This is a genomic window from Blastococcus sp. PRF04-17, from assembly GCF_023016265.1.
GTDB lineage: Bacteria > Actinomycetota > Actinomycetes > Mycobacteriales > Geodermatophilaceae > Blastococcus_B.
The window spans coordinates 431,534-451,966 of record NZ_CP095412.1 but is presented as its reverse complement, the minus strand read 5'-3'; the positions used below and the strand labels follow the sequence as shown (position 1 = coordinate 451,966).

Sequence of the window (20,433 nt, the reverse complement as noted above, 5' to 3'; positions counted from 1 at the left end):
TCCGGCGCCCCTGGTCGAGAGGGCTGTCCCCCGGAAGGACTGCGGGCAGCCGCAACCGTCGAGGCGGGTGGCCCCGTTCCCGCCGTCCCCCGGCTCACCGAGCCTGGAACCGACCGTCTCCCCTGCTCACCCCGGAGGTTCCCGTGCCCGCATCGCCGACGTCGTCCATGCCCTTTGCCCCCGCCCCTGCCACCGCCCACCCGGCCGACACCCGGCCGCTCCGCACCCCGGCCGCGCTGGTCACCGGCGGCGCGCTCGGCGTCGCCGTCACCACCGCCCTGGAGGTGCTCACCGCCCCCTACGGCGAAGCGGTCGTGGCCTATCCGCTCAACGGTGCGGTGCACCTGGTCAAGGTCGCCGCCGCCGCCGCCTTCGTCACCGGCATGCTGGTCCTCGCGGCCCGGCTGCGGGGGCGGCTCGGCCGCGGAGGCGTCGCCGCGCTGGCGGCGATCTCGCTCGCGACGCTCCTCGGCGCCGTGCCCTACAGCCTCGTCGAGGCATCGCTGGACCGCGGCCTGGCACCGGCGGCGGCCGACGCGCGGCTCGAGGAGATCTACGCCGAGCAGGCGTGGCTCCCCGTCGCGGCGGTGGCAGGCATGCTGCTGCTCCTGGTCGGCGTCGTCACGCTCGCCGTCGTCGCCCTGCGCCGTCGGGTCCTCCCGCGGTGGGCGCCCCTGGCCAGTCTGCTCGCGGTCCCGGTGGCAGTGCTGGCGGGGATCGCCGACGGCGCCGGCCTGCCGGTCCCGCACCCGCCGGCCTGGGTCTTCCTGGGGCTGTCCGCCTACGGCCTCGCGCTCCTGCGCCGGCCGGCGGTCGGGTCAGGGACCAAGCAGGGTCTCGACGGTGGCCCGGGCGCCGCGGGCACGCAGTGATGCCAGCGCCTCCCGGTAGGCGTTGGTGAACCGTTCGTCGTCGACCAGGTCGCCGAACAGCTCCCGGTCGGCGACGAAGGCCAGCGGGTCCTCGGAGCGGGCCCGCTCCCGCAGCCGCTCGGCACGGGCGTCGGTCAGCTCCAGCTCCTCGGCGGTCCGCGCCCACGCGGCCAGGACGGCGACCGACCGGCGGATCTCCCCGCCCGACGCCAGGTTCGCCCGGATCACCGGGAGCAGGAACTGCGGGATCCGGTCCGACGCCTCGGCGCGGATGCGGTCCAGGGTGTCGCGGATCGCCGGGCTGGAGAAGCGGGCGACCACCTCGCCCTGGTAAGCCGCCAGGTCGATGCCGGGCACCGCGGGCAGGGTCGGCGTCCCCTCCTCGTGGAGATAGCCCGTCAGCAGCCGGCGGAACAGGGGGTCGGCCGCCACCTCGTGCACGTACTCGAACCCGGCCAGCCGGCCGAGGTGGGCGAGGACCTGGTGGCCGGCGTTGAGCAGCCGCAGCTTCATCAGCTCGTAGGGGCCGACGTCGTCCACGACCTGGACGCCGGCGTCCTCGAGCGGCGGCCGGCCGCTGGAGAACCGGTCCTCGAGCACCCACTGGGTCCACGGCTCGCAGACCACCGGCCAGCGGTCCTCGACGCCGAACCGCTCGGCCAGTTCCGCGCGGTCGTCGTCGCTGGTCACCGGGGTGATGCGGTCGACCATCGAGTTCGGGAAGGGCACATGGGTGGCCACCCACTCCCCCAGCTCCGGGTCTCGCAGTCCGGCGAAGGCGCTGTAGCTGCGCCGCGCCAGGTCCCCGTTGCCGGGGATGTTGTCGCACGACACCACGGTGAACGGCGGCAGCCCGCGCTCCCGCCGCCGGACCAGCGCCTCGACGACCAGGCCGAACGACGTCCGCAGCGCCGCCCCCGGCTGCAGGTCGTGGACCACGCCGGGATTGCTGCCGTCGAACTCGCCGGTGACGGCCGAGGCGTTGTAGCCGCCCTCGGTCACGGTGAGCGAGACGATCCGCGTGGCCGGGTCGGCCATCTTCTCCACCACCGCGTCGGGGTCGTCGGGCGCATACAGGTACTCGACGAGGGAGCCCACGACGCGCGCGTCCAGGGCACCGTCCGGATACTTGACCACCAGGGTGAACAGGCAGTCCTGCGCGGCCATGACCTCGGCCATCGCCCGGTCGGCCGGCAGCACGCCGACGCCGCAGATGCCCCAGTCCGGCGCTCCGGCCGATCCCACGAGGCCCGACTGCATGAGCCGGTCCAGGTACATCGCCTGGTGCGAGCGGTGGAAGCCGCCCACCCCCAGGTGCACGATCCCGACCCGCACCCGCGAGCGGTCGTAGGTGGGGACGGAGACCGCCGGGGCCAGCGAGCCGAGGAACCGCTCGGCGAGGGGCGTCACCCCTCCACCTTGCCCGTTACCCGACGTTTCGGCGGCCCGGAACTGCCGGACCCGCCGCCGTGTCCTGGGGCCGTTGCTACCCGCCGGTAGAAAATGTGGGATCGTCCGAGGTACGAGCGACGGCGATGCGGCCGTCGCCCACACCGCCGTCCAGGAAAGAGAACCGAATGCGGTTGCAGCTGTCCCCGGAGCTCGAGGCCTTCCGGGAGGAGATGCGGACCTTCTTCACCACGCAGGTGCCCCAGGAGATCCGCGACCAGGTCGCCTCCCACCGCGAGCTGACCAAGGAGCAGTACGTCGAGGCCATGCGGGTCCTCAACGCCGCGGGTCTCGCCGTGCCGCACTGGCCGGTCGAGTGGGGCGGCAAGGACTGGACGCCCCTGCAGCACCACATCTGGCGCGAGGAGATGCAGCTGGCCGGCGTGCCCGAGCCGCTGCCGTTCAACGCGAGCATGATCGGCCCGGTCATCGCGACCTTCGGCACGCAGGAGCAGAAGGAGCGTTTCCTGCCGAAGACCGCCAACCTCGACATCTGGTGGTGCCAGGGCTTCTCCGAGCCCGACGCCGGCTCCGACCTGGCGTCGCTGCGCACCACCGCCGTCCGCGACGGCGACGACTGGGTGGTCAACGGCCAGAAGACCTGGACGACGCTCGGCCAGCACGCCGACTGGATCTTCTGCCTGGTGCGCACCGACCCGACGGCGGAGAAGAAGCAGCGCGGCATCTCGATGCTGGTCTTCCCGATGGACTCCCCCGGCGTGACGCTGCGGCCCATCGAGCTGCTCGACGGCACCTACGAGGTGAACGAGGTGTTCTTCGAGGACGTCCGCGTGCCGGCCGAGAACCTGATCGGCACCGAGAACGACGGCTGGACGATCGCGAAGTTCCTGCTCGGCAACGAGCGCGTCGGCATCGCCCGCATCGGCTCGACCAAGAAGATGCTGGCCCAGGCCAAGGAGCACGCGCGGGAGATGCGGTCGAACGGCCGCCCCCTGATCGAGGACCCGCGCACCGCCGCCCGCATCGCCGAGCTGGAGAACGAGCTGGTCGCCCTGGAGCTCACCGCCCTGCGCGTGGTGGCCAACTCCGCCGACGGCAAGCCCCATCCCGCGTCGTCGGTGCTGAAGCTGCGCGGCTCGGAGCTCCAGCAGGCTGCCACCGAGCTGCTCGTCGACCTGGCCGGCCCGCTCTCGCTGGCCTCCTTCGCCGGCGACGGCTCGGAGGTGCCCGCGTGGGCGCGCGCGGCGACGCCGCACTACCTGAACTACCGCAAGGTCTCCATCTACGGAGGCTCCAACGAGGTGCAGCGCACCATCATCGCCGGCTCGATCCTGGGGTTGTGAGACAACCGTGAACTTCGACTACGACAGCGAGCAGAACGACCTCCGGGAGGCGGTCCGCGGCCTGCTGGCCCGCGCGTACGCCGACAGCGAGCAGCGCCGCTCGGTCGTCGCCACCGACCCGGGCTTCGACGAGAAGACCTGGTCGCGGCTGGCCGAGATGGGCCTGCTCGGCCTGCCCTTCGCCGAGGACCACGGTGGCATGGGGGCCGGACCGGTCGAGGTGGCGATCGTCGCCGAGGAGATCGGCCGCGTGCTCGCGCCCGAGCCGTTCATCGAGACCGTCGTGCTGGCGGGGGGCCTCGTCGCCGCAGTCGGCACCGACGAGCAGAAGGCCGAGATCCTGGGCGGCATCTCCGAGGGGACGACGATCGCGGTCTTCGCGCACGCCGAGCCCGGCACCCGGTGGAGCCCGGCGGCCGAGGCGGTCACCGCCACGCAGGACGGCGACGGCTGGACGCTGACCGGCGTCAAGGAGCCGGTGCCCAGCGGCGCGCGGGCCGACGTCCTCGTGGTCAGCGCCGTCGTCGACGGTGGGACGGGGCTGTTGGTCGTCCGGGGGGACGCCCAGGGCCTGACCCGCACCTCCTACCGGACCCACGACGGCACGCGGGCGGCGCAGGTCCGGTTCGAGGGGACGCCGGCGGTCGCCCTGGGGTCCGGTGACCAGACCGCCGCGATCGAGCGGGCCCAGGCCGAGGCGCGCATCGCCTACAGCCACGAGGCGATCGGCGCGATGGACACCGCTCTGCGCACCACCGCGGAGTACCTCAGGACCCGCAAGCAGTTCGGGGTCACGCTGAACAAGTTCCAGGCGCTCACCTTCCGCGCCGCCGACATGTACGTGTCGCTGGAACTGGCCCGCAGCACCGCGCTGTGGGCGTCGATGGTCCAGGACGCCGGGGGCGACGTGGTCTCCGCAGCCGACCGCGCCCGGCTGCAGACCAGCCGCGCCGGCCGGCACATCGGCAAGGAGGCCATCCAGCTGCACGGCGGCATCGGCGTCACTGCCGAGTACAGCGTCGGGCACTACACCAGCCGGCTCACCGCCATCGACCACCTGCTCGGCGACGGCGACTGGGCCGCCGACCGGCTGGCCGCCGACGTCGCGAGCTACCCGACGGTCGACCCGCTGGGCGCGCCCTACGCCTGAGACCCGCCGGACGTCGGGGCCCCGCGCTTTCTGTACCGAAAGCGCACGCGGGGCCCCGCGCTTTCTGTACCGAAAGCGCACGCGGGGCCCCGCGCTTTCTGTACCGAAAGCGCACGCGGGGCCCCGCGCTTTCTGTACCGAAAGCGCGAGGAGGGGTTCAGCCGGCGAGGCGGCGGACGACGAGGCGCTGCGCCCAGTCCGGGCTGACCGCCGACAGCGCCGCGAGCATCTGCGCCTGCCGGCCGACCGCCCGGTGCGGCGAGCGCAGCGGCCGGCGTCGCTCGTGCACGACCCGCCAGACCGCGGCGGCGACGTCCTCGGCGGTGAGCCGGACGCCCAGTGAACCCACGCTCGAGGCCTGCCGCCCGTCACGGGTGACCATCTCGGTGTTCACGAACAGCGGCAGCAGGCTGCGTACCCGCACGCGATCGCGCCGCCACTCGATGTCGAGGGCCTCCGTCAGCGACTTGACCGCCGCCTTCGTCGCGCCGTACGTGGCCAGCGTCGGCTGTCCGTAGAGCGCCGAGGCCGAGCACAGGTTGAGCAGCAGGCCGGACGAGCGGGCCAGGTGCGGGTGCCCGGTGAGCGCGCCGTTCACCACGCCCGTGACGTTGATGTCGACCATGCGCCGGTGCGTCGCGGCGTCCATCGAGGCGAACGGCCCCGAGGCCAGGACGCCGGCGTTGTTGACCAGGACGTCGAGGCCCCCGTCCCCGCAGAAGTCGTCGAGCACTGCCCGCCAGCGGTCGGGGTCCCGGACGTCGAGCCGCCCGTGCACGGCGTCCGCGCGACCGGCGGCCACCTCGGCGACGGCATCGGCGTCGACGTCGTACAGGCCCACCCGCCAGCCGCGGGAGAGGAACAGCTCGGCCGTGGCCCGGCCGATGCCCCGCCCCGCGCCGCTGACGACGATGCTGCGGAGACCGCTACGTGTGCGCACTCGGTAACTCCTACCGGACGAGTGGCCCGCTTGCAGGGGCCCGCCGCGAGCGCGCGAGCGGAGGGGGGACAGGGGGTCCTTCTCCTACTCGACCCATTCCCCGGCGTCGTCGTCGGAGGTCTCACCGAGCATCGCCCGCCGCAGCTCGGCCGCGTCGGCCCGCACCAGGTCCAGGACCGGGACGAGGTCGTCCTCCCCCAGCCGCCCGCAGGTGATCTTGGAGATCGGGACCTCGTCGTAGTCCTCGGTGGTCAGCCGGGCGGCGACCTCGAACGCCGCCCGCAGCAGGGCACCGTCGGAGTTCCGGTAGTCGTCGATCTCCATGAGCGGGGTCGTCATGGTGGTCGGGAAGCCCCACTGCTCCAGCGCGATCGCGGTCAGCCGCAGGCTGTTGATGCCGTACCGCCGCGTCTCCGCCGTCCGCCGCCCCCGGTAGGTGGGCTGGCTGGCCATGATCTCGGCGTAGCCGTCGGGGTCGTTGTGGTTGAGCAGCGCCGCGCCCATCTGGGCCAGCAGGCCGAGGCAGAGCGAGTCCTGCGGCCGCTCGCCGAACCGCGGCGCGAGGGTCGCGGCGGCGAGGGCGACGCTGGTCGTCACGTCCCAGAAGTTCTCGGGCAGCCGCGACTCGTCGTCCAGGTTGGTCAGGGCGACCGTGGCCATGGTCCGCACCGTCGTGAAGCCGACGACGGTGACGGCGAACTGCAGGGAGGTGACCCGCCCGCGCATGCCGAAGTACGCGGAGTTGGCCAGCTTCATCACCCGCGACGCCAGCGCGACGTCGGAGGCGAGGATCCGCGCCAGGGCCTTGGCGTTCGTGTCGTCGGAGTTGGCCACCGAGACGATCTGCGCCGCCACCGGGCGCTGGGCGGCCATCGTGTCGATGCCGGCCAGGATCTGCTCGATGTCGAACACCGGGGCGGCGACGACCTCGGGGAACGGTGACACTGTCATCGGGAGGTCTCCACGTGTGAGGCGAACCAGGCGGCGGCGTGCCCGCCGGTCATGGGCTCGGCGAGGCTGAAGCCTTGCAGGAAGGTGGCCCCGAGCGAGGTCAGCTCGGCGGCCTGGTCGAGGGTCTCGACGCCCTCGGCGACCGTGCAGAGGTTGAGGGTGGCGGCCAGCGCGATGACCGCGGAGGCGATCTCGGGGTGCCCTCCGGCCATCTCGGCGACGAACGACCGGTCCACCTTGAGGCAGTCGACCGGCAGGCGCCGGAGGTAGGCCAGTGAGGAGTAGCCCGTGCCGAAGTCGTCGATGGCCAGCTCGATGCCCTGGTCGCGCAACTGCTGGAGGATCTCCCGCGCGCACTCGGGGTCCTTCATGAGGGCCGACTCGGTGATCTCGACCGAGATCCGCGACGGCTCGAGCTGGTGGCGCTCGAGCGCGGCGGCGACCTGCGAGGGCAGGTTGTCGTCGAGCTGCAGCGCGGACACGTTGACGTTCGCGCGCGGCGGAGCGGCGGGGCCCAGCAGGTGATCCCACTCGGCGATCTGCCGGCAGGTCTCGTCGAGGACCAGCAGGCCCAGGCCCGAGATGAGACCGCTCTCCTCGGCCAGGGGCACGAAGGTCGCCGGGCTGATCGGCCCGCGGTCGCGGTGCTCCCACCGGGCGAGTGACTCCACGGCCACCGGGAGTCCCTCGGCGGAGCTGAAGATCGGCTGGTAGGTCAGCGTGATCTCACGGCGCTCGATCGCGTCGCGCAGTTCGGCGACCAGCCGCAGCTTGTCCCGGGCCTCGGCACGGGCCTGCTGGTCCAGGACGGTGATCCGGCCCTTACCGCCCGCCTTCGCCTGGTACATCGCGATGTCGCAGTCGCGGATGAGCTCGTCGGCGGACTCGTGCTCGGCCGTCTGCACGGTGACCCCGACGCTGGCGTAGGGGCGGACGTCCACGCCGCCCAGCCGCATCGGCGTGGCCAGGGCGCCCGAGACCCGGCCGGCCAGTGCCACCGCCGCGGTCTCGTCGACGTTCTCGCACACGACGACGAACTCGTCGCCGCCGAAGCGGGCCACGAGGTCGCCGGGCCGCACGGTCGAGCGCAGCCGTGTGGCCACCTCCACCAGCAGCTCGTCGCCGGCGGTGTGGCCCAGCGAGTCGTTGACCACCTTGAAGTTGTCGAGGTCCATGAAGAGGCAGGCCAGGGCGCCGGTGCCGCGCTCGAAGCGCTCGGCGACGTACTGGGCCAGCAGCGTGCGGTTCGGCAGCCCCGTCAGCGGGTCGTGGTTGGCCTGGTGCGCCAGCTTGGCCTCGAAGGCGAGGCGGTCGGTGATGTCCTCGATCGTGCCGACGAAGCCGGCGCCCACGCCCGGCGTGAACAGGTGGGCGAAGCGGATGACCGTCGTCCGCACGGTGGCGTCCTCCCGCACCAGACGGGCCTGGATCTCCACCTCGTCGCCGTCGAGGGCCGCGGCCACCTGCTCGATGACGCCGTCGAGGTCGTCCTCGTGGATGGTGTTGATCCACCCCGTGCCCAGCAGCTGCTCGGCGCGCAGGCCCACCAGGGAGCAGAACGCGTCGTTGACGTGCGCCAGGCGCATGCCCTGCTCCGAGAGCAGCGTCGGGACCGGCGACCGCTCGGTCAGCGCGGAGAAGCGGCGCTCGTGCGCGTCGGCGGTGGCGCGCAGGGCGCGCTCCTGCTCGTTGGAGGTCGACAGCAGGCGCATGGTCCACATCCGGCCGCTGGGGTCGGGGGTGGTCATGACCACGGCGTCGATGACCGCACCGCTGGCGGTGCGGACCGGGACGGTCATGCGGGCGGAGCGCTCGCGGCGCAGCAGCAGCTTGAGCTCACCCCCGCCGAGGCTGGGGAACAGCTGGTCCAGGGGCAGGGCGCGGACGTCGTCGACCCCGTAGCCGAGCAGCTTCACGGCGCCCTCGTTGCACCAGGTCAGCCGCTGGCCCCCGTGGGCGGCCTCGGCCACCAGGATGGCGAGGGTGTCGCTGACGGTCGCGCTGTAGAAGACGGTCGAGACGATCTCCGGCGGCACCATGTCCTCGTGGTGTGCGCTGATCGAGACGGACACGGTCCTCCCTCCGCTGCTCCGTGACGCCGCCGCTCGGCGGCGTCGACGGACCCCGGGGCCAGCTCGTGGCGGCCGCGGTCGACCGCGCTCCCGAGCTGGGCCGGAACCCGCTGGGGAGTGTTTCGGCCGATCGCGTACCTCGTCTTCACCCGAACGTGCTCGGGGCCCCCCATTGGGGTGAAGGCGGGGTGAGAGCCCCGTGACCGGGTCCGTGGACAGGCGTTCAGCGACGGCGGCGCCAGCTCCGGCGCTCGGACCCGTGGGTGAAGCGGGCGACGGCCGCCGAGGGCGAGGTGATGTTGCGGGCCAGGATGTCCTGCAGCGTGCCGGTCTTCCTGATGACGGTCATCCCGGCCCGCGTGAAGGTGTCCTCGGTGAACACCTGCGGGGCGAGCACCGGATTGGTGAGGGCCTGGGTGAACGCGTCGTAGCCGACCATCGCGGTCAGCAGGTCGCCCATGATCTGGTCGCCGGGGTGGTCCTCGGCCCAGATGCCGACGTACCACTCCAGGTGGTCGACGTCCCCGTAGAGCTGCTCGAGCCGCCGCTGCACCTCGGGGTCGCTGCTGACCTCCGCGAAGCTCTTCTTCCGCTCCATCCCGAACCGCTCGCGGTAGTCGTTGTAGGAGGCCAGCCGGGCGAACCGCATCAGGCCGATCGAGCGCTCCTCGACCGAGGGGTGCTCGGGCGACTCCCGGTCGGTCATGAACAAGGGGGTGTTGAACAGTCCGATCCGCGACGCGCGCGAGCGGGAGGCCTGGGCCATGACCCACTCGATCCCCTTCTCGACGACGAGCGCGTTGTTGTCGCGGAGGAAGCTCTTGGCCTCCACGACGCCGTCCTCGGTCGTCACCGTCTCGGGCACCAGCATGTGCCACCGGTACAGCAGGTTGAACTCGACGGCGATCCAGCCGGCCCGGTTCCACGGCTTCCTGGCGGCGAAGCCGGGCAGCACCTTGAGCGGCGGGTCGTAGGGGGCGATGTGCCGGATGTACTCCTCGACCACGATCTTGAGCAGCAGCACGAGCATGATGAGCCGGGTTGTCTGGAACAGCCGCTCGTCGAGGTCCTCGTCGCGCATCGGCCGCGGCCAGCGCGGCGACTCGCGGCCCTCCTCGTACTCCCGCGCCAGCAGGCCGGCGATCCGGTTGTGCTCGCGCACCATGAGCACGTCCAGCGAGGTGCTGCCGATGGTGGAGTTGCCGTGCTCGAGGCCCACGGCGAAGAAGAGGTCCTTCTGCCGGTCGGACACCCCGGCCAGCAGGACGTCGAGCAGGAAGTCCTCGTCGTGCAGGCCCTTGAACTCCGGCTTGACCGCGTGCCCGCCGCTCGCCGTGCGCTCGAAGAGGAACGGCGGGAACTCCTGACCGTCGATCTGCTGCGACTTGAGCCGGCCGCCCTGCATGGACCGCAGCATGCGGGCCTTGGCCTCCGAGAGCCCGTAGATCTGGCAGAAGTCGATTTCCTGGGTCGACGTGTTCTTGCGCCAGTCGCTGCGCTCGGTGCGCAGGAAGCTGTCGGTGAACCACTGGGCGAAGAGCAGGAACATGACCGTCGTGTCCGTCGACGGCTGCTCCGTCCCGGGTCGCCGGCGGAACAGGTCCAGCACCTCGGCCTCGGTGGGCAGCCGCCGGTCGGCAGGTGCCGGCGGCAGGTGCCTTCCGGTGAACGTCCGGTCGGTGAGACTCACCCAGCTGGCGTAGTCGCCGGCCAGCGTCAGCGGCCGCGGCCGCGGTGCGGTGGCGTTGGCGAGCAGGGCGACGAACCCGGACGTCACCAGCCGCGGCCCGAACGGCAGGTACCGGAGGACGTCGGTGGCGATGGCGACCGGACGCTCCAGGGCGGGCGGAATCAGCGGCATGGCTCCCCCTCGGGCACCGTCTCGGAGCCTCCGGACGGCGTCGGGCCGGATGCTCGGGGTGGCGGCGGGGGGCGTCAATCGCCTTCGTCCCGAACGGAGGAGACGCGCCCGCCCGCCCACCCAGCGCGACCACTCAGTCGCGCCAGGTGAACGTCCACCGGGTCAGGAGGCGGTCGGGAACCGTTTCCCGAGCCACCGGAGCATGGCGGCGAGGGGTTCGCGCCAGCGGGCGTCGAGCATCAGGTCGTGCCCCATGCCCGGGAACTCCACGACCTCGGCGCGATAGCGGCGGGCGGTGGCCCGGATGCCCCCGATCGGCACCAGCCGGTCGTCGGGAGTGGCGAGCACCAGCACCGGCGGGGAGCCCAGCGGCGGTCGGGGCGGGCGGTGCATCAGCAGCTGGTACTGCACCAGCGCCGACTCCCCGTGGCAGCGGCCGGAGTGCGCCTGCGCCTCGGCGTGCTCCAGTTCGTGGAAGAGGTAGTCCGGACGGAGGGGCAGCGAGCCGCCGGCGACGATGCGCAGCGCGTCGGCCGGGTGACGGCGCGCGATGGCGACCAGCGAGGCGACCGCCGGGTGAGCGGGCACCGGCGCCACCAGGACGGCGGCCCGGGCCGCGTACCGCGCCAACGCCTGCTGCACCACCAGGCCGCCCATCGAGTGCCCGACGAGCACGGCGGGCCGCGGCAGTGCCAGCGCGGTCGCGACGACGTCGTCGGCGTACTGCCGCAGCACCGCCGTCCGGAGCCGCCCGGGACTGTTCCCGTGCCCCCGCAACGAGACGGCCGTGGCCGACCAGCCGGCGGCCGCGGCGGCGTCCAGCCAGTTCTCCCAGCACCAGGCGCCGTGACCCAGGCCGTGGACGAAGAGCAGCGGCGGCCGGCCGTCGTCCTCGGCCGGCGAGCGGCCGTGGATCTCCAGTGCGGACGTGGCTCGCGTCACAACGGCGGACCCTACTGCCGAGCGGCCTTCCGGTTCATACTATGCGCATGAATTAGGGGCTGCACCCGTCACCATCCGTGTCGCCGGCCACCTCGGCCGACCTCAGCCCTCGACAGCAGGCATGATCCCCCGAGATCACCGTGCAGGAGAGCGACGAGTCTCCCCGGCGAGGAATGGAGCGCAGCGATGCGTATCGGAGTGCCGCGTGAGACCAGACCCCGCGAGACCCGGGTGGCGGCCACGCCGGCCACGGTGACCAAGCTGCTCGAGCTCGGCTACGAGGTGGTCGTGGAGGCCGGGGCGGGCTCGGGCAGCAGCTTCCTGGACGAGGACTATGCCGCCTCCGGCGCGACGGTCGGGACGACGGACGACGCCTGGCAGGCCGACGTCGTGATCCGCGTCAACGCTCCCGCGCCGGACGAGCTCGGCCGGCTCCGGGACGGCGCGACGCTGATCAGCCTCATCGGCCCGGCCCTGAACCCCGATCTGGTCGACGAGCTCGCCCGGCGACCGATCACCGCGCTGGCGATGGACGCCGTCCCGCGCATCTCCCGCGCCCAGTCGCTGGACGTACTGAGCTCGATGGCCAACATCGCCGGCTACCGCGCGGTGCTCGAGGCCGCGCACGCATTCGGCCGGTTCTTCACCGGCCAGGTGACCGCTGCGGGCAAGGTGCCCCCGGCCACGGTGCTCGTCGTGGGCGCCGGCGTGGCCGGGCTCGCGGCGATCGGGACGGCGTCGAGTCTCGGCGCGATCGTCCGCGCCACCGACGTCCGGCCCGAGGTGGCCGAGCAGGTGCGGTCGCTGGGCGGTGAGTACGTGGCGGTCCCGGCCGGCGAGCAGGAGGTCAGCGCCGACGGCTACGCCCGCGAGATGGGCGAGGACTTCAACCGGCGGGCGGCGCTGATGTACGCCGAGCAGGTGCCCGAGGCCGACATCGTCATCACGACGGCGCTCATCCCGGGCCGGCCCGCCCCGCGGCTGATCACCGAGGAGATGGTGGCCAGCATGCGGTCGGGCAGCGTGATCGTCGACATGGCCGCCGCCCAGGGCGGCAACGTGGCCGGCTCGGTCGCCGACGAGGTCGTGGTCACCGCCAACGGCGTCTCGATCATCGGCTACACCGACCTGCCCGGCCGGCTGCCCGCCCAGGCCTCCCAGCTCTACGGCACCAATGTGGTCAACCTGCTCAAGCTGCTGACGCCGGGCAAGGACGGCCGGCTGGTGCTGGACTTCGACGACGTCGTCCAGCGGGCCATGACCGTGGTGCGCGAGGGCGAGAAGACCTGGCCCCCGCCGCCGGTGCAGGTCTCGGCGGCGCCGGCGCCGGTCGTGCCCACGGCCGCACCTCCCCCGGCGAAGAAGGCTCCGCCACCACCGGCGCGGCGGTTCGCGCTGGTCGGGCTCGCCGCCGCCCTGCTGTTCGGAGTGACGGCGTTCTCCCCCGGTGAGCTGGTCGGGCACTTCACCGTCTTCGCCCTCGCGATCGTGGTCGGGTTCTACGTCATCAGCTCGGTGCACCACGCGCTGCACACGCCGCTGATGTCGGTGACCAACGCGATCTCGGGCATCATCGTGGTCGGCGCGCTGCTGCAGGTGGGCGCCGAGAGCGGCATCGTCACCGCGCTGGCGCTGATCGCGGTCCTGGTCGCCAGCATCAACATCTTCGGCGGGTTCGCCGTCACCCGCCGGATGCTGAAGATGTTCGCCAAGGAGCCGGTGTGACCCTCGTCAGCGCCGCCTCGGCGGCATACATCGTGGCCGCACTGCTCTTCGTGCTGAGCCTGGCCGGACTGTCCCGGCACGAGAGCGCCCGGTCCGGGAACACCTACGGCATCGCCGGCATGGCACTGGCCCTCGTCGCCACGGGCGCACTGGTCGCCGACGGCGGCATCTCCGGCAGTCAGGCCGCCCTCCTGGCCGTCGTGGTCGCCGTCGGCGCGGTCATCGGGCTGTGGCGGGCCCGCCGGGTGGCGATGACCGGCATGCCCGAGCTCATCGCGATCCTGCACAGCTTCGTCGGCCTGGCCGCGGTGCTGGTCGGCTGGAACGGCTACCTGTCGGTCGAGGGGGTGGCCGCCTCCGACGGGGGCGGTGGCGGCGACGCCATCCACTCCGGCGAGGTCGGCATCGGCGTGTTCATCGGCGCGGTCACCTTCACCGGCTCGATCGTGGCGTTCCTCAAGCTCTCGGCCCGGATGAAGTCCGCGCCCCTGGTCCTGCCGGGCAAGAACGCGCTGAACCTGGGTGCGCTGGTCGCCTTCGCCGTCCTCACGGTGGTGTTCGTGGTCACCCCGAACCTGGCCGTGCTGGCCGTCATCACCGCGATCGCCCTGGCGCTGGGCTGGCACCTGGTGGCCTCCATCGGCGGCGGGGACATGCCGGTGGTCGTCTCGATGCTCAACAGCTACTCGGGCTGGGCCGCGGCCGCGTCGGGCTTCCTGCTGGGCAACGACCTGCTGATCATCACCGGTGCCCTGGTGGGCTCCTCGGGTGCCTACCTCTCCTACATCATGTGCAAGGCGATGAACCGCTCCTTCCTCTCGGTCATCGCCGGCGGGTTCGGCATCGAGGCAGCCACCTCCGACGACACCGAGTACGGGGAGCACACCGAGATCACCGCCGACGAGGTCGCCGAACTCCTCCGCGACGCCGACTCGGTGATCATCACGCCCGGATACGGCATGGCCGTCGCCCAGGCGCAGAGCGCGGTCGCGGAGCTCACCCGGCACCTGCGGGAGAAGGGCATCGACGTCCGGTTCGGCATCCACCCCGTGGCCGGCCGGCTGCCCGGGCACATGAACGTGCTCCTCGCCGAGGCCAAGGTGCCCTACGACATCGTCCTGGAGATGGACGAGATCAACGACGACTTCGCCAAGACCGATGTCGTGCTCGTCATCGGCGCCAACGACACCGTGAACCCCGCCGCGACCGACGACCCGACCAGCCCCATCGCGGGCATGCCGGTGCTCACGGTGTGGGAGGCCGACCGCGTCGTCGTCTTCAAGCGATCCATGGCCGCCGGCTACGCCGGGGTCCAGAACCCGCTGTTCTTCCGGGAGAACAGCCGGATGCTGTTCGGCGATGCCCGCGAGCGCGTGGAGGACATCCTGCGCGCCCTCTGAGCGGCTGCCCGTCGCTAGGTTTCCGGCGTCCGCTGGCCTACCGTGGGGGCGTGCGTCCATCCGGCCTCGTGAGCGAGGTCCCCCGTCTCGACGCGACCGATCACCTGTGCTGGGTGTACGACGACGACGCATCCTTCGACCAGGCGGTCGAGCGCTTCCTCAGCGGTGGCCTCGCCCGCGGCGAGCGGCTGCTCTGCGTCGGTGACGAGGTCGTGGACCGCATGCGCGGCGACGCCGCGCCCATCCCCGGCGTGCCGGCGCTGGTCGCGTCCGGCGCGCTGGACATGCTGACGGTGGCCGACGCGTACCAGGCGGCCGGGGAATTCACGCCGGAGCGCCAGTTCGAGTTCTACGAGAAGCGGACCCGGCAGGCGATCGACGACGGCTACACCGGGCTGCGCGTGGTCGCCGAGCTCAGCGCCCTCGCCGCCGACACGGGCCGTCGCGCCGAACTGGTCCGCTGGGAGCACGTGGCCGACGGCTTCATGGCGTCGGGCTCCGGGATGACGGCGATGTGCGCCTACCGCGGCGACCTGCCTGCCGACGCGCTGGCCGACGTCGCGTCGGTGCACCCGCTCGTGCGCGCGCCCGACGGGACGCCGTCCTTCCGGGTCTTCTTCGACGAGGACCGGGTCGTCGTGGCCGGCGACGTGGACACGTTCGGCGCCGACCGGCTCGCGGCGCTGCTCGCGTCCTCACCGGTCGGGCCGGAGCGCGCCGTCCTCGACCTGGGTCCCGTCGAGTTCGTCGACGTGGCCGCCGCCCGGGTCCTGGCCCGGTGGGCCCGCGCGCTGCAGGCGCGGTCGGTCGCCGTCGAGATCCGCGGGGCGTCCCCCCTGTTCGGGCGCATGTGGCGGGTGCTGGGCCTGGGCGACCTCGTTCCGGTGACCTTCGGCCAGCGAGCGGGATGACCCTCACCGGCGAGCACGCGGCCGGCTTCGAGCACGCGGCCGGCTTCGAGCACGAGGCCCTCTTCTACCGCGGCGACGAGGACTTCCTCGCCGCCCTGCTCCCGTTCGTCCGTGAGGGGCTGGAGCGCGACGAGTCCGTTCTGGTCGCCGAGCCCCGGCCCCGGCTCGAGCTGCTCCGCGACGCACTCGGGGACGACGCCAGCGCGGTCGGGTTCCTCGACATGGCCGAGATCGGCGCCAATCCGGCCCGGATCATCGGCGTCTGGGCGACCGCCCTGCAGGAGCACACGCGCTCCGGTCGGCAGCTGCGGGGCGTGGGCGAGCCCGCGTTCGCCGGACGTCGTCCCGCGGAGTTCGTGGAGTGCGAGCTGCACGAGCTACTGCTCAACCGCGCCTTCGACGGCGGACCGGGCTGGCGACTGCTGTGTCCGTACGACGAGGACCGCCTGCCGCGCGACGTCGTCCGCAGGGCCGAGCACACCCACCCGATCCTGGCCGGCACGGCCGGGCGGCGGTCCAGCGGCGCGTACGCCGCGCAGGGCTGGGCCGACGCCTACGCCGCCGCTCTCCCACCGCCGAGGGACGCCGTCCTGCGCGGCGAGTTCGGCCCCGGCGACGTGCCGGCCACACGGCGCACCGTGGCGCAGTACGCCCGTCGCTGCGGGCTGTCCAAGGAGCAGGTGGAGGTGCTGGCGTTGGCGGCGTCGGAGCTGGCCACCAACAGCATCCGGCACGGCGGCGGCACGGGGACCGTCGCGATGTGGGTCGAGCCCGGAGCCGTCGTCGTCGAGTTCAGCGACGCCGGGCACGTGAGCGACCCGCTGACCGGTCGGCTCTCCCCGCCGCTGGACGCCGAGGGCGGGCGCGGCGTCTACCTGGTCAACCAGCTGTGCGACCTCGTGCAGCTCCGCTCCTCGACGAGCGGGACGACGGTGCGCGTCACCACCTGGCTCTGATCGCCCCGCCGCCGGCAGGGCCGCCTCCCCGGACCGCCGCGGCCACCCGGATATGATCTCGGTCGAGCGCGTCACACAGCCGGCGAGCCCACCCGCACCACTGCCGCACCTTGGAACAGCCGGGGTTCGTCAGCGATCGCCGGCATCCCGCAGTCCGGCACGACTGCTCGGAGCACACGACGTGACAAGCCCCGATGACGACTACCACGACGACGACTACCACGACGACGACTACCACGACGACGTCGCCGTCCAGCCGGCCTTCGACGAACTCGGCCGGCTCTCCTTCGCGGAGCACTCCCTCGATTCGCTGCTCGAGCGGGTCACCGCCGTCGCCGGCCGGGTCCTGCCCGGCGATCCGATCACCTCTGTCACGGTGCTCACCCGGGGCCGGCCGACGACGGTTGCCGCCAGCGGCCCCCTCGCGACGGATCTGGACGAGCTGCAGTACCGGCTCGGGGACGGGCCGTGCGTCACCGCCGCCTCGACCGGACGCCCGACCGAGATTCCCGACACCGCTCGCCCGACGCAGTGGCCGGAGGTGGCCCGACGAGCGGCCGAGCAGGGGTGCGGCAGCGTCCTGTCGTTCCCGCTCCCCGTGCGGGAGGAGTTGACGGCCGCCCTCAACGTCTATGCGCGACGGTTCACCGTGACCGACGAGCGCACCCGGCGCCTCGTGTCGCGGTTCGCCTCGTACGCCGTCGTGCCGGTGTCGAACATGTACCTGTACGAGACGGCCGTCGAGCGGGCCGGCAACCTGCAGACCGCCCTGGACTCCCGGGGCGTCATCGACCAGGCCAAGGGCATCCTGATGGAGCGGTACAAGCTCACCGCCGACCAGGCGTTCCGGGCGCTCACGCGGGTCTCGATGGAGTCGAACACCAAGGTGCGGGACGTCGCGCAGCACCTGGTGGGCACCGGCGAGTTCGGCGCCCCGTGATCGGCTCCGGGGTTGCGGCGTCGCCGCGGGTCCTCGACGGTTGCTGACGTGGATCCCTTCCGCGGTCTCGGCATGCCCCGCATCCCGGGGCTGAGCGAGATCGTGGCCCTGCTGCAGACGCAGACCGAGGCGCTGGCGCAGTTGCCGCGGACGCTGACCGACCTCCAGGGGACGGTCCGCGAGCTCACCGAGGCGACCACGATGGCGCGGGACACGATCGCGTCGGCGCAGCGCATCGCGGAGCGGCTGGAGACGCTGGTCGACGAGCTCGAGGAGCCGGTGCGGGCGCTCAAGCCCGGCATCGAGCGGGTGGGCCGGGTGCTGGACGACCCCGTGGTCGACACCGTGCCCGACACCCTGCGGCGCATCCAGGAGGACCTGGTGCCGCTGATCCACGGCCTGCGCGTCGCCCAGTCGCGGGTCGGGTCGGTGACCGGGCTGCTCCGCCGCAAGCCCCGCGCCGAGGACGACGAGGACGACCTGCCGGGGATCTAGCCCTTCGGGCCGTCGTCGGCGTTGCCCGGCCGGACGAAGTCGCCGACCGCCTTCTCCAGCTGCGCCCAGGTGGCGCTCCACTCGACGAGCGGGTCGAGCAGCCGCTCGAAGACGGCCAGCTGCTGGTCGAACGCGTCGAGCTGGGCGCGCATGGCGGCGATCGACTGGCGCTGTGCGTGCACCGTCTGGGCGACGGTCCTCAGCTGGGCCGCGGACATCGCGCCGGGCGGGCTGGGCAGCGCCGGCAGGTGCAGCTTGGACGGCACCTGACCGGCCATGGAGCGGGCGCGGTCGGTGAAGCCCCGCAGCTGGTTGACAAACTCGTCGATCGACCGCCCGACGAGGTTGCCCGACGCGGGCTCCGGCTGTTGCTGCTCACCACCCATGCCCCGACCGTATTACCCCCGCTCGGCGCCGCCCTCCGACACCCCGGCAGACTGGGGCACGATCCCAGACCGAACCGCCGCGCCGTCCGGAGGTGCCGAGGAGACCCATGTCCGTCGCCACTCGCCGGAGCCTCTGGGCCGCCCTGATCCTCGGCGTCCTCGTCGCGATCGTCGTCGGCGGCGCGGTGCTGCGCACGGAGCAGCAGTCGCAGACGCGACCGACGCCGACGTCCACCGGGACCGGGACCGGGACCGGGACCGAGGACAAGGCGTCACCGTCCGGGTCGGCCCCTTCCGACGCGTCGACCGAGGAAGAGCTGGTGGCGACCACGCTGGAGGCGCTCGACGAGCGGGCCAGAGTGGCGCAGCTCTTCCTCGTGGGCGTGCCGCTGGACGACCTCGACGCCGGCGACGCGCTGGCGGAGGACGGCCTGGGCGGCCTGTTCATGGCCGGGCGCTCCCAGGCCCCGACCGCGGACCTGGCCGAGGCGACGGATCGGTGGCAGTCGCTGGCCCCCGGCCCGGCGCTGTGGATAGCGGCCGACCAGGAGGGCGGCGCCGTCCAGACCTTCAAGGGGCCGGGCTTCGATCGGCTGCCCACGGCCGCCGAGCAGGGCGCGCTGCCGCCGGCCGAACTGGCCGCGATGGCGCGGACCATGGGCGAGCAGCTCGCCGCCGCGGGAGTCAACCTCAACCTCGCCCCGGTCGTCGACGTCGTCCCGGCCGGCTCCGAGGCGGGCAACGAGCCGATCGGCGCATTCGGCCGGCAGTACGGCAGCACCGCATCCGCCGTCCGGTCGGCGGCGGGCGCGGTGATGGCCGGGCTGGCCGAGGCCGGCGTGACGTCGACGCTCAAGCACTTCCCGGGCCTGGGCCGGGTGACCGGCAACACCGACACCAGCGCCGGCGTCGTCGACCGGGTCACCACCGCCGGCGACGAGCAGGTGGCCGCGTTCGGCGCGCTCGCGGCCTCGCCCGCGCATCCCTTCGTCATGATGTCCTCGGCCACGTACCAGCAGATCGACCCCGACCACCAGGCCGCCTTCTCCCGCACCGTGCTGACCGATCTGCTGCGCGGTCAGCTGGGCTTCGACGGGGTGGTGCTCACCGACGACGTCGGCAACGCCGCGGCGGTGCAGGACCTCGACGCCGGCGAGCGGGCGGTCCGCTTCCTGGAGGCCGGGGGCACGATGGTGCTCACCGTCGAGCCGTCGATCGTCGCGGGCATGGTCGACGCCGTCCTGGCCCGCACCGCGACCGACCCGCAGTTCGCCGAGCAGGTCGAGTCGGCGGTGGCCACGGCGCTCACGGCCAAGGCGCGGGCCGGACTGCTCGGCTGAGCCTCACGCCCCCACGAGCTCGCGCAGCCGCAGCGCGTTGCGCACGGCGTGCCCGTGGCCGTCGTTGTTGAAGTACAGGTAGACGTCCCGCCCCGAGCCGGCCCACTCCCCCACCCGGTCGGCCCACCAGCGCAGGTCGTCCTCGCCGTACGAGCCGCCGTAGAGGTGGTCCGGGTCGGGGCCGTGCATGCGGACGTAGACCACCGGCGCGGTCGCCCGCAGCACGCACGGCAGCCGGGCCCCGCTCATCACGGTGTACGCCGCCCGGTGCCGCTCGAGCAGCGCGTACACACCCTCGTCGTGCCAGCTCCGGTGCCGGAACTCCACCGCGACGCCCATCCACTCCGGCAGCCGGGCGAGGAAGTAGTCCAGGCGGACGTCGTCCCGCTGGTGGGCCGGGTGCAACTGGACGAGGAGCACCGCCCGCTTCTCCCCCAGCTCGTGCCACGCCGTGGTGAGCCGCGGCAGCCACGGCTCCGGCGCGAACAGCCGCTTGGCGTGGGTCAGGCCGCGTGGGGCCTTCACCGACAGCCGGAACCCCGGCGGCAGGCGCCGGCGCCAGCTCGCGAAGCTAGCGTCGCGGGGCCAGCGGTAGAAGCTCGCGTTCAGCTCGACGGTGCCGAAGCGGGCGACGTAGTGCGCCAGCCGGTCACGGGGCGGGGTGCCCGGCGGGTACAGGACGCCGTCCCAGTGGTCGTAGCTCCACCCCGACGTCCCGATGTGCACGGCCACCGGCCGC

18 protein-coding genes are annotated in these 20,433 nt (G+C 72.9%); 10 read left to right on the top strand and 8 right to left on the bottom strand.

What is annotated here, in order from left to right:
- The first annotated feature begins 143 nt into the window (after positions 1-143).
- The gene (locus MVA48_RS02245; protein ID WP_246985322.1) at positions 144-872 is read left to right on the top strand and encodes a hypothetical protein; all 729 of its coding nucleotides are present in this window, start codon (positions 144-146) and stop codon (positions 870-872) included.
- Here the strand turns inward: MVA48_RS02245 and MVA48_RS02240 are convergent.
- Positions 819-2,282 carry a mannitol dehydrogenase family protein gene (locus tag MVA48_RS02240; RefSeq protein ID WP_246985320.1) on the bottom strand — a complete coding sequence of 488 codons (1,464 nt, stop codon included), beginning with the start codon at positions 2,280-2,282 and terminating at the stop codon, positions 819-821. The genes MVA48_RS02245 and MVA48_RS02240 overlap by 54 nt on opposite strands.
- Positions 2,283-2,449: 167 nt before the next feature.
- On the opposite strand from MVA48_RS02240, the gene MVA48_RS02235 reads away from it, so the two are divergent.
- Together MVA48_RS02235 and MVA48_RS02230 are read left to right on the top strand one after the other, a co-directional pair.
- Positions 2,450-3,625 (top strand): acyl-CoA dehydrogenase family protein, encoded by a 1,176-nt coding sequence (locus tag MVA48_RS02235; protein ID WP_246985311.1) that lies wholly within the window; start codon positions 2,450-2,452, stop codon positions 3,623-3,625.
- Between the two features lie 7 nt (positions 3,626-3,632).
- Entirely contained in the window at positions 3,633-4,775 is a 1,143-nt protein-coding gene (locus MVA48_RS02230) for an acyl-CoA dehydrogenase family protein (protein WP_246985309.1), read from the top strand.
- Positions 4,776-4,932: 157 nt separating this feature from the next.
- On the opposite strand, the gene MVA48_RS02225 is transcribed toward MVA48_RS02230, so the two are convergent.
- From MVA48_RS02225 to MVA48_RS02205, 5 genes are all read right to left on the bottom strand, one after another.
- On the bottom strand, positions 4,933-5,715 hold the full coding sequence (locus MVA48_RS02225) for an SDR family oxidoreductase (protein ID WP_246985307.1): 783 nt from the start codon (positions 5,713-5,715) through the stop codon (positions 4,933-4,935).
- 84 nt (positions 5,716-5,799) lie between these two features.
- Entirely contained in the window at positions 5,800-6,666 is an 867-nt protein-coding gene (locus MVA48_RS02220) for an HDOD domain-containing protein (protein WP_246985305.1), read from the bottom strand.
- Entirely contained in the window at positions 6,663-8,738 is a 2,076-nt protein-coding gene (locus MVA48_RS02215; protein ID WP_246985303.1) for a putative bifunctional diguanylate cyclase/phosphodiesterase, read from the bottom strand. The genes MVA48_RS02220 and MVA48_RS02215 overlap by 4 nt, the downstream gene beginning before the upstream one ends.
- Before the next feature lie 223 nt (positions 8,739-8,961).
- On the bottom strand, positions 8,962-10,599 hold the full coding sequence (locus MVA48_RS02210; protein WP_246985301.1) for a peroxidase family protein: 1,638 nt from the start codon (positions 10,597-10,599) through the stop codon (positions 8,962-8,964).
- A gap of 162 nt (positions 10,600-10,761) precedes the next feature.
- Positions 10,762-11,541 (bottom strand): alpha/beta hydrolase, encoded by a 780-nt coding sequence (locus MVA48_RS02205; protein WP_246985300.1) that lies wholly within the window; start codon positions 11,539-11,541, stop codon positions 10,762-10,764.
- 186 nt (positions 11,542-11,727) lie between these two features.
- Here MVA48_RS02205 and MVA48_RS02200 point away from each other — a divergent pair, with 186 nt between their 5' ends.
- The 6 genes from MVA48_RS02200 to MVA48_RS02175 all read left to right on the top strand — a co-directional run bounded on the left by MVA48_RS02200 (position 11,728) and on the right by MVA48_RS02175 (position 17,968).
- Entirely contained in the window at positions 11,728-13,266 is a 1,539-nt protein-coding gene (locus MVA48_RS02200) for a Re/Si-specific NAD(P)(+) transhydrogenase subunit alpha (RefSeq protein ID WP_246985298.1), read from the top strand.
- Entirely contained in the window at positions 13,263-14,666 is a 1,404-nt protein-coding gene (pntB, locus tag MVA48_RS02195; protein WP_246985296.1) for a Re/Si-specific NAD(P)(+) transhydrogenase subunit beta, read from the top strand. Before MVA48_RS02200 ends, pntB begins: the two co-directional genes overlap by 4 nt.
- 50 nt (positions 14,667-14,716) lie before the next feature.
- Positions 14,717-15,577: an MEDS domain-containing protein gene (locus tag MVA48_RS02190; protein ID WP_246985294.1), complete on the top strand. Its 861-nt coding sequence runs from the start codon at positions 14,717-14,719 to the stop codon at positions 15,575-15,577.
- A complete protein-coding gene (locus MVA48_RS02185) occupies positions 15,574-16,533 on the top strand; it encodes a sensor histidine kinase (RefSeq protein ID WP_246985292.1) in 960 nt (319 codons plus the stop codon). The genes MVA48_RS02190 and MVA48_RS02185 overlap by 4 nt, the downstream gene beginning before the upstream one ends.
- Positions 16,534-16,714: 181 nt before the next feature.
- Positions 16,715-17,473, top strand: a complete 759-nt coding sequence (locus MVA48_RS02180) for a GAF and ANTAR domain-containing protein (RefSeq protein WP_246985290.1) — start codon at positions 16,715-16,717, stop codon at positions 17,471-17,473.
- A 48-nt stretch (positions 17,474-17,521) separates the two neighbouring features.
- Positions 17,522-17,968: a hypothetical protein gene (locus tag MVA48_RS02175; RefSeq protein ID WP_246985268.1), complete on the top strand. Its 447-nt coding sequence runs from the start codon at positions 17,522-17,524 to the stop codon at positions 17,966-17,968.
- Here MVA48_RS02175 and MVA48_RS02170 read toward each other — a convergent pair.
- Positions 17,965-18,354 carry a hypothetical protein gene (locus MVA48_RS02170; protein ID WP_246985266.1) on the bottom strand — a complete coding sequence of 130 codons (390 nt, stop codon included), beginning with the start codon at positions 18,352-18,354 and terminating at the stop codon, positions 17,965-17,967. The genes MVA48_RS02175 and MVA48_RS02170 overlap by 4 nt on opposite strands.
- Positions 18,355-18,461: 107 nt before the next feature.
- Between MVA48_RS02170 and MVA48_RS02165 the strand changes: the two genes are divergently transcribed.
- Positions 18,462-19,694 carry a glycoside hydrolase family 3 N-terminal domain-containing protein gene (locus tag MVA48_RS02165; protein ID WP_246985264.1) on the top strand — a complete coding sequence of 411 codons (1,233 nt, stop codon included), beginning with the start codon at positions 18,462-18,464 and terminating at the stop codon, positions 19,692-19,694.
- A 3-nt stretch (positions 19,695-19,697) separates the two neighbouring features.
- Here MVA48_RS02165 and MVA48_RS02160 read toward each other — a convergent pair whose 3' ends face one another.
- Complete coding sequence (locus MVA48_RS02160) at positions 19,698-20,426, bottom strand: DUF72 domain-containing protein (RefSeq protein WP_246985262.1); 729 nt, start codon at positions 20,424-20,426, stop codon at positions 19,698-19,700.
- Positions 20,427-20,433: the final 7 nt, after the last annotated feature.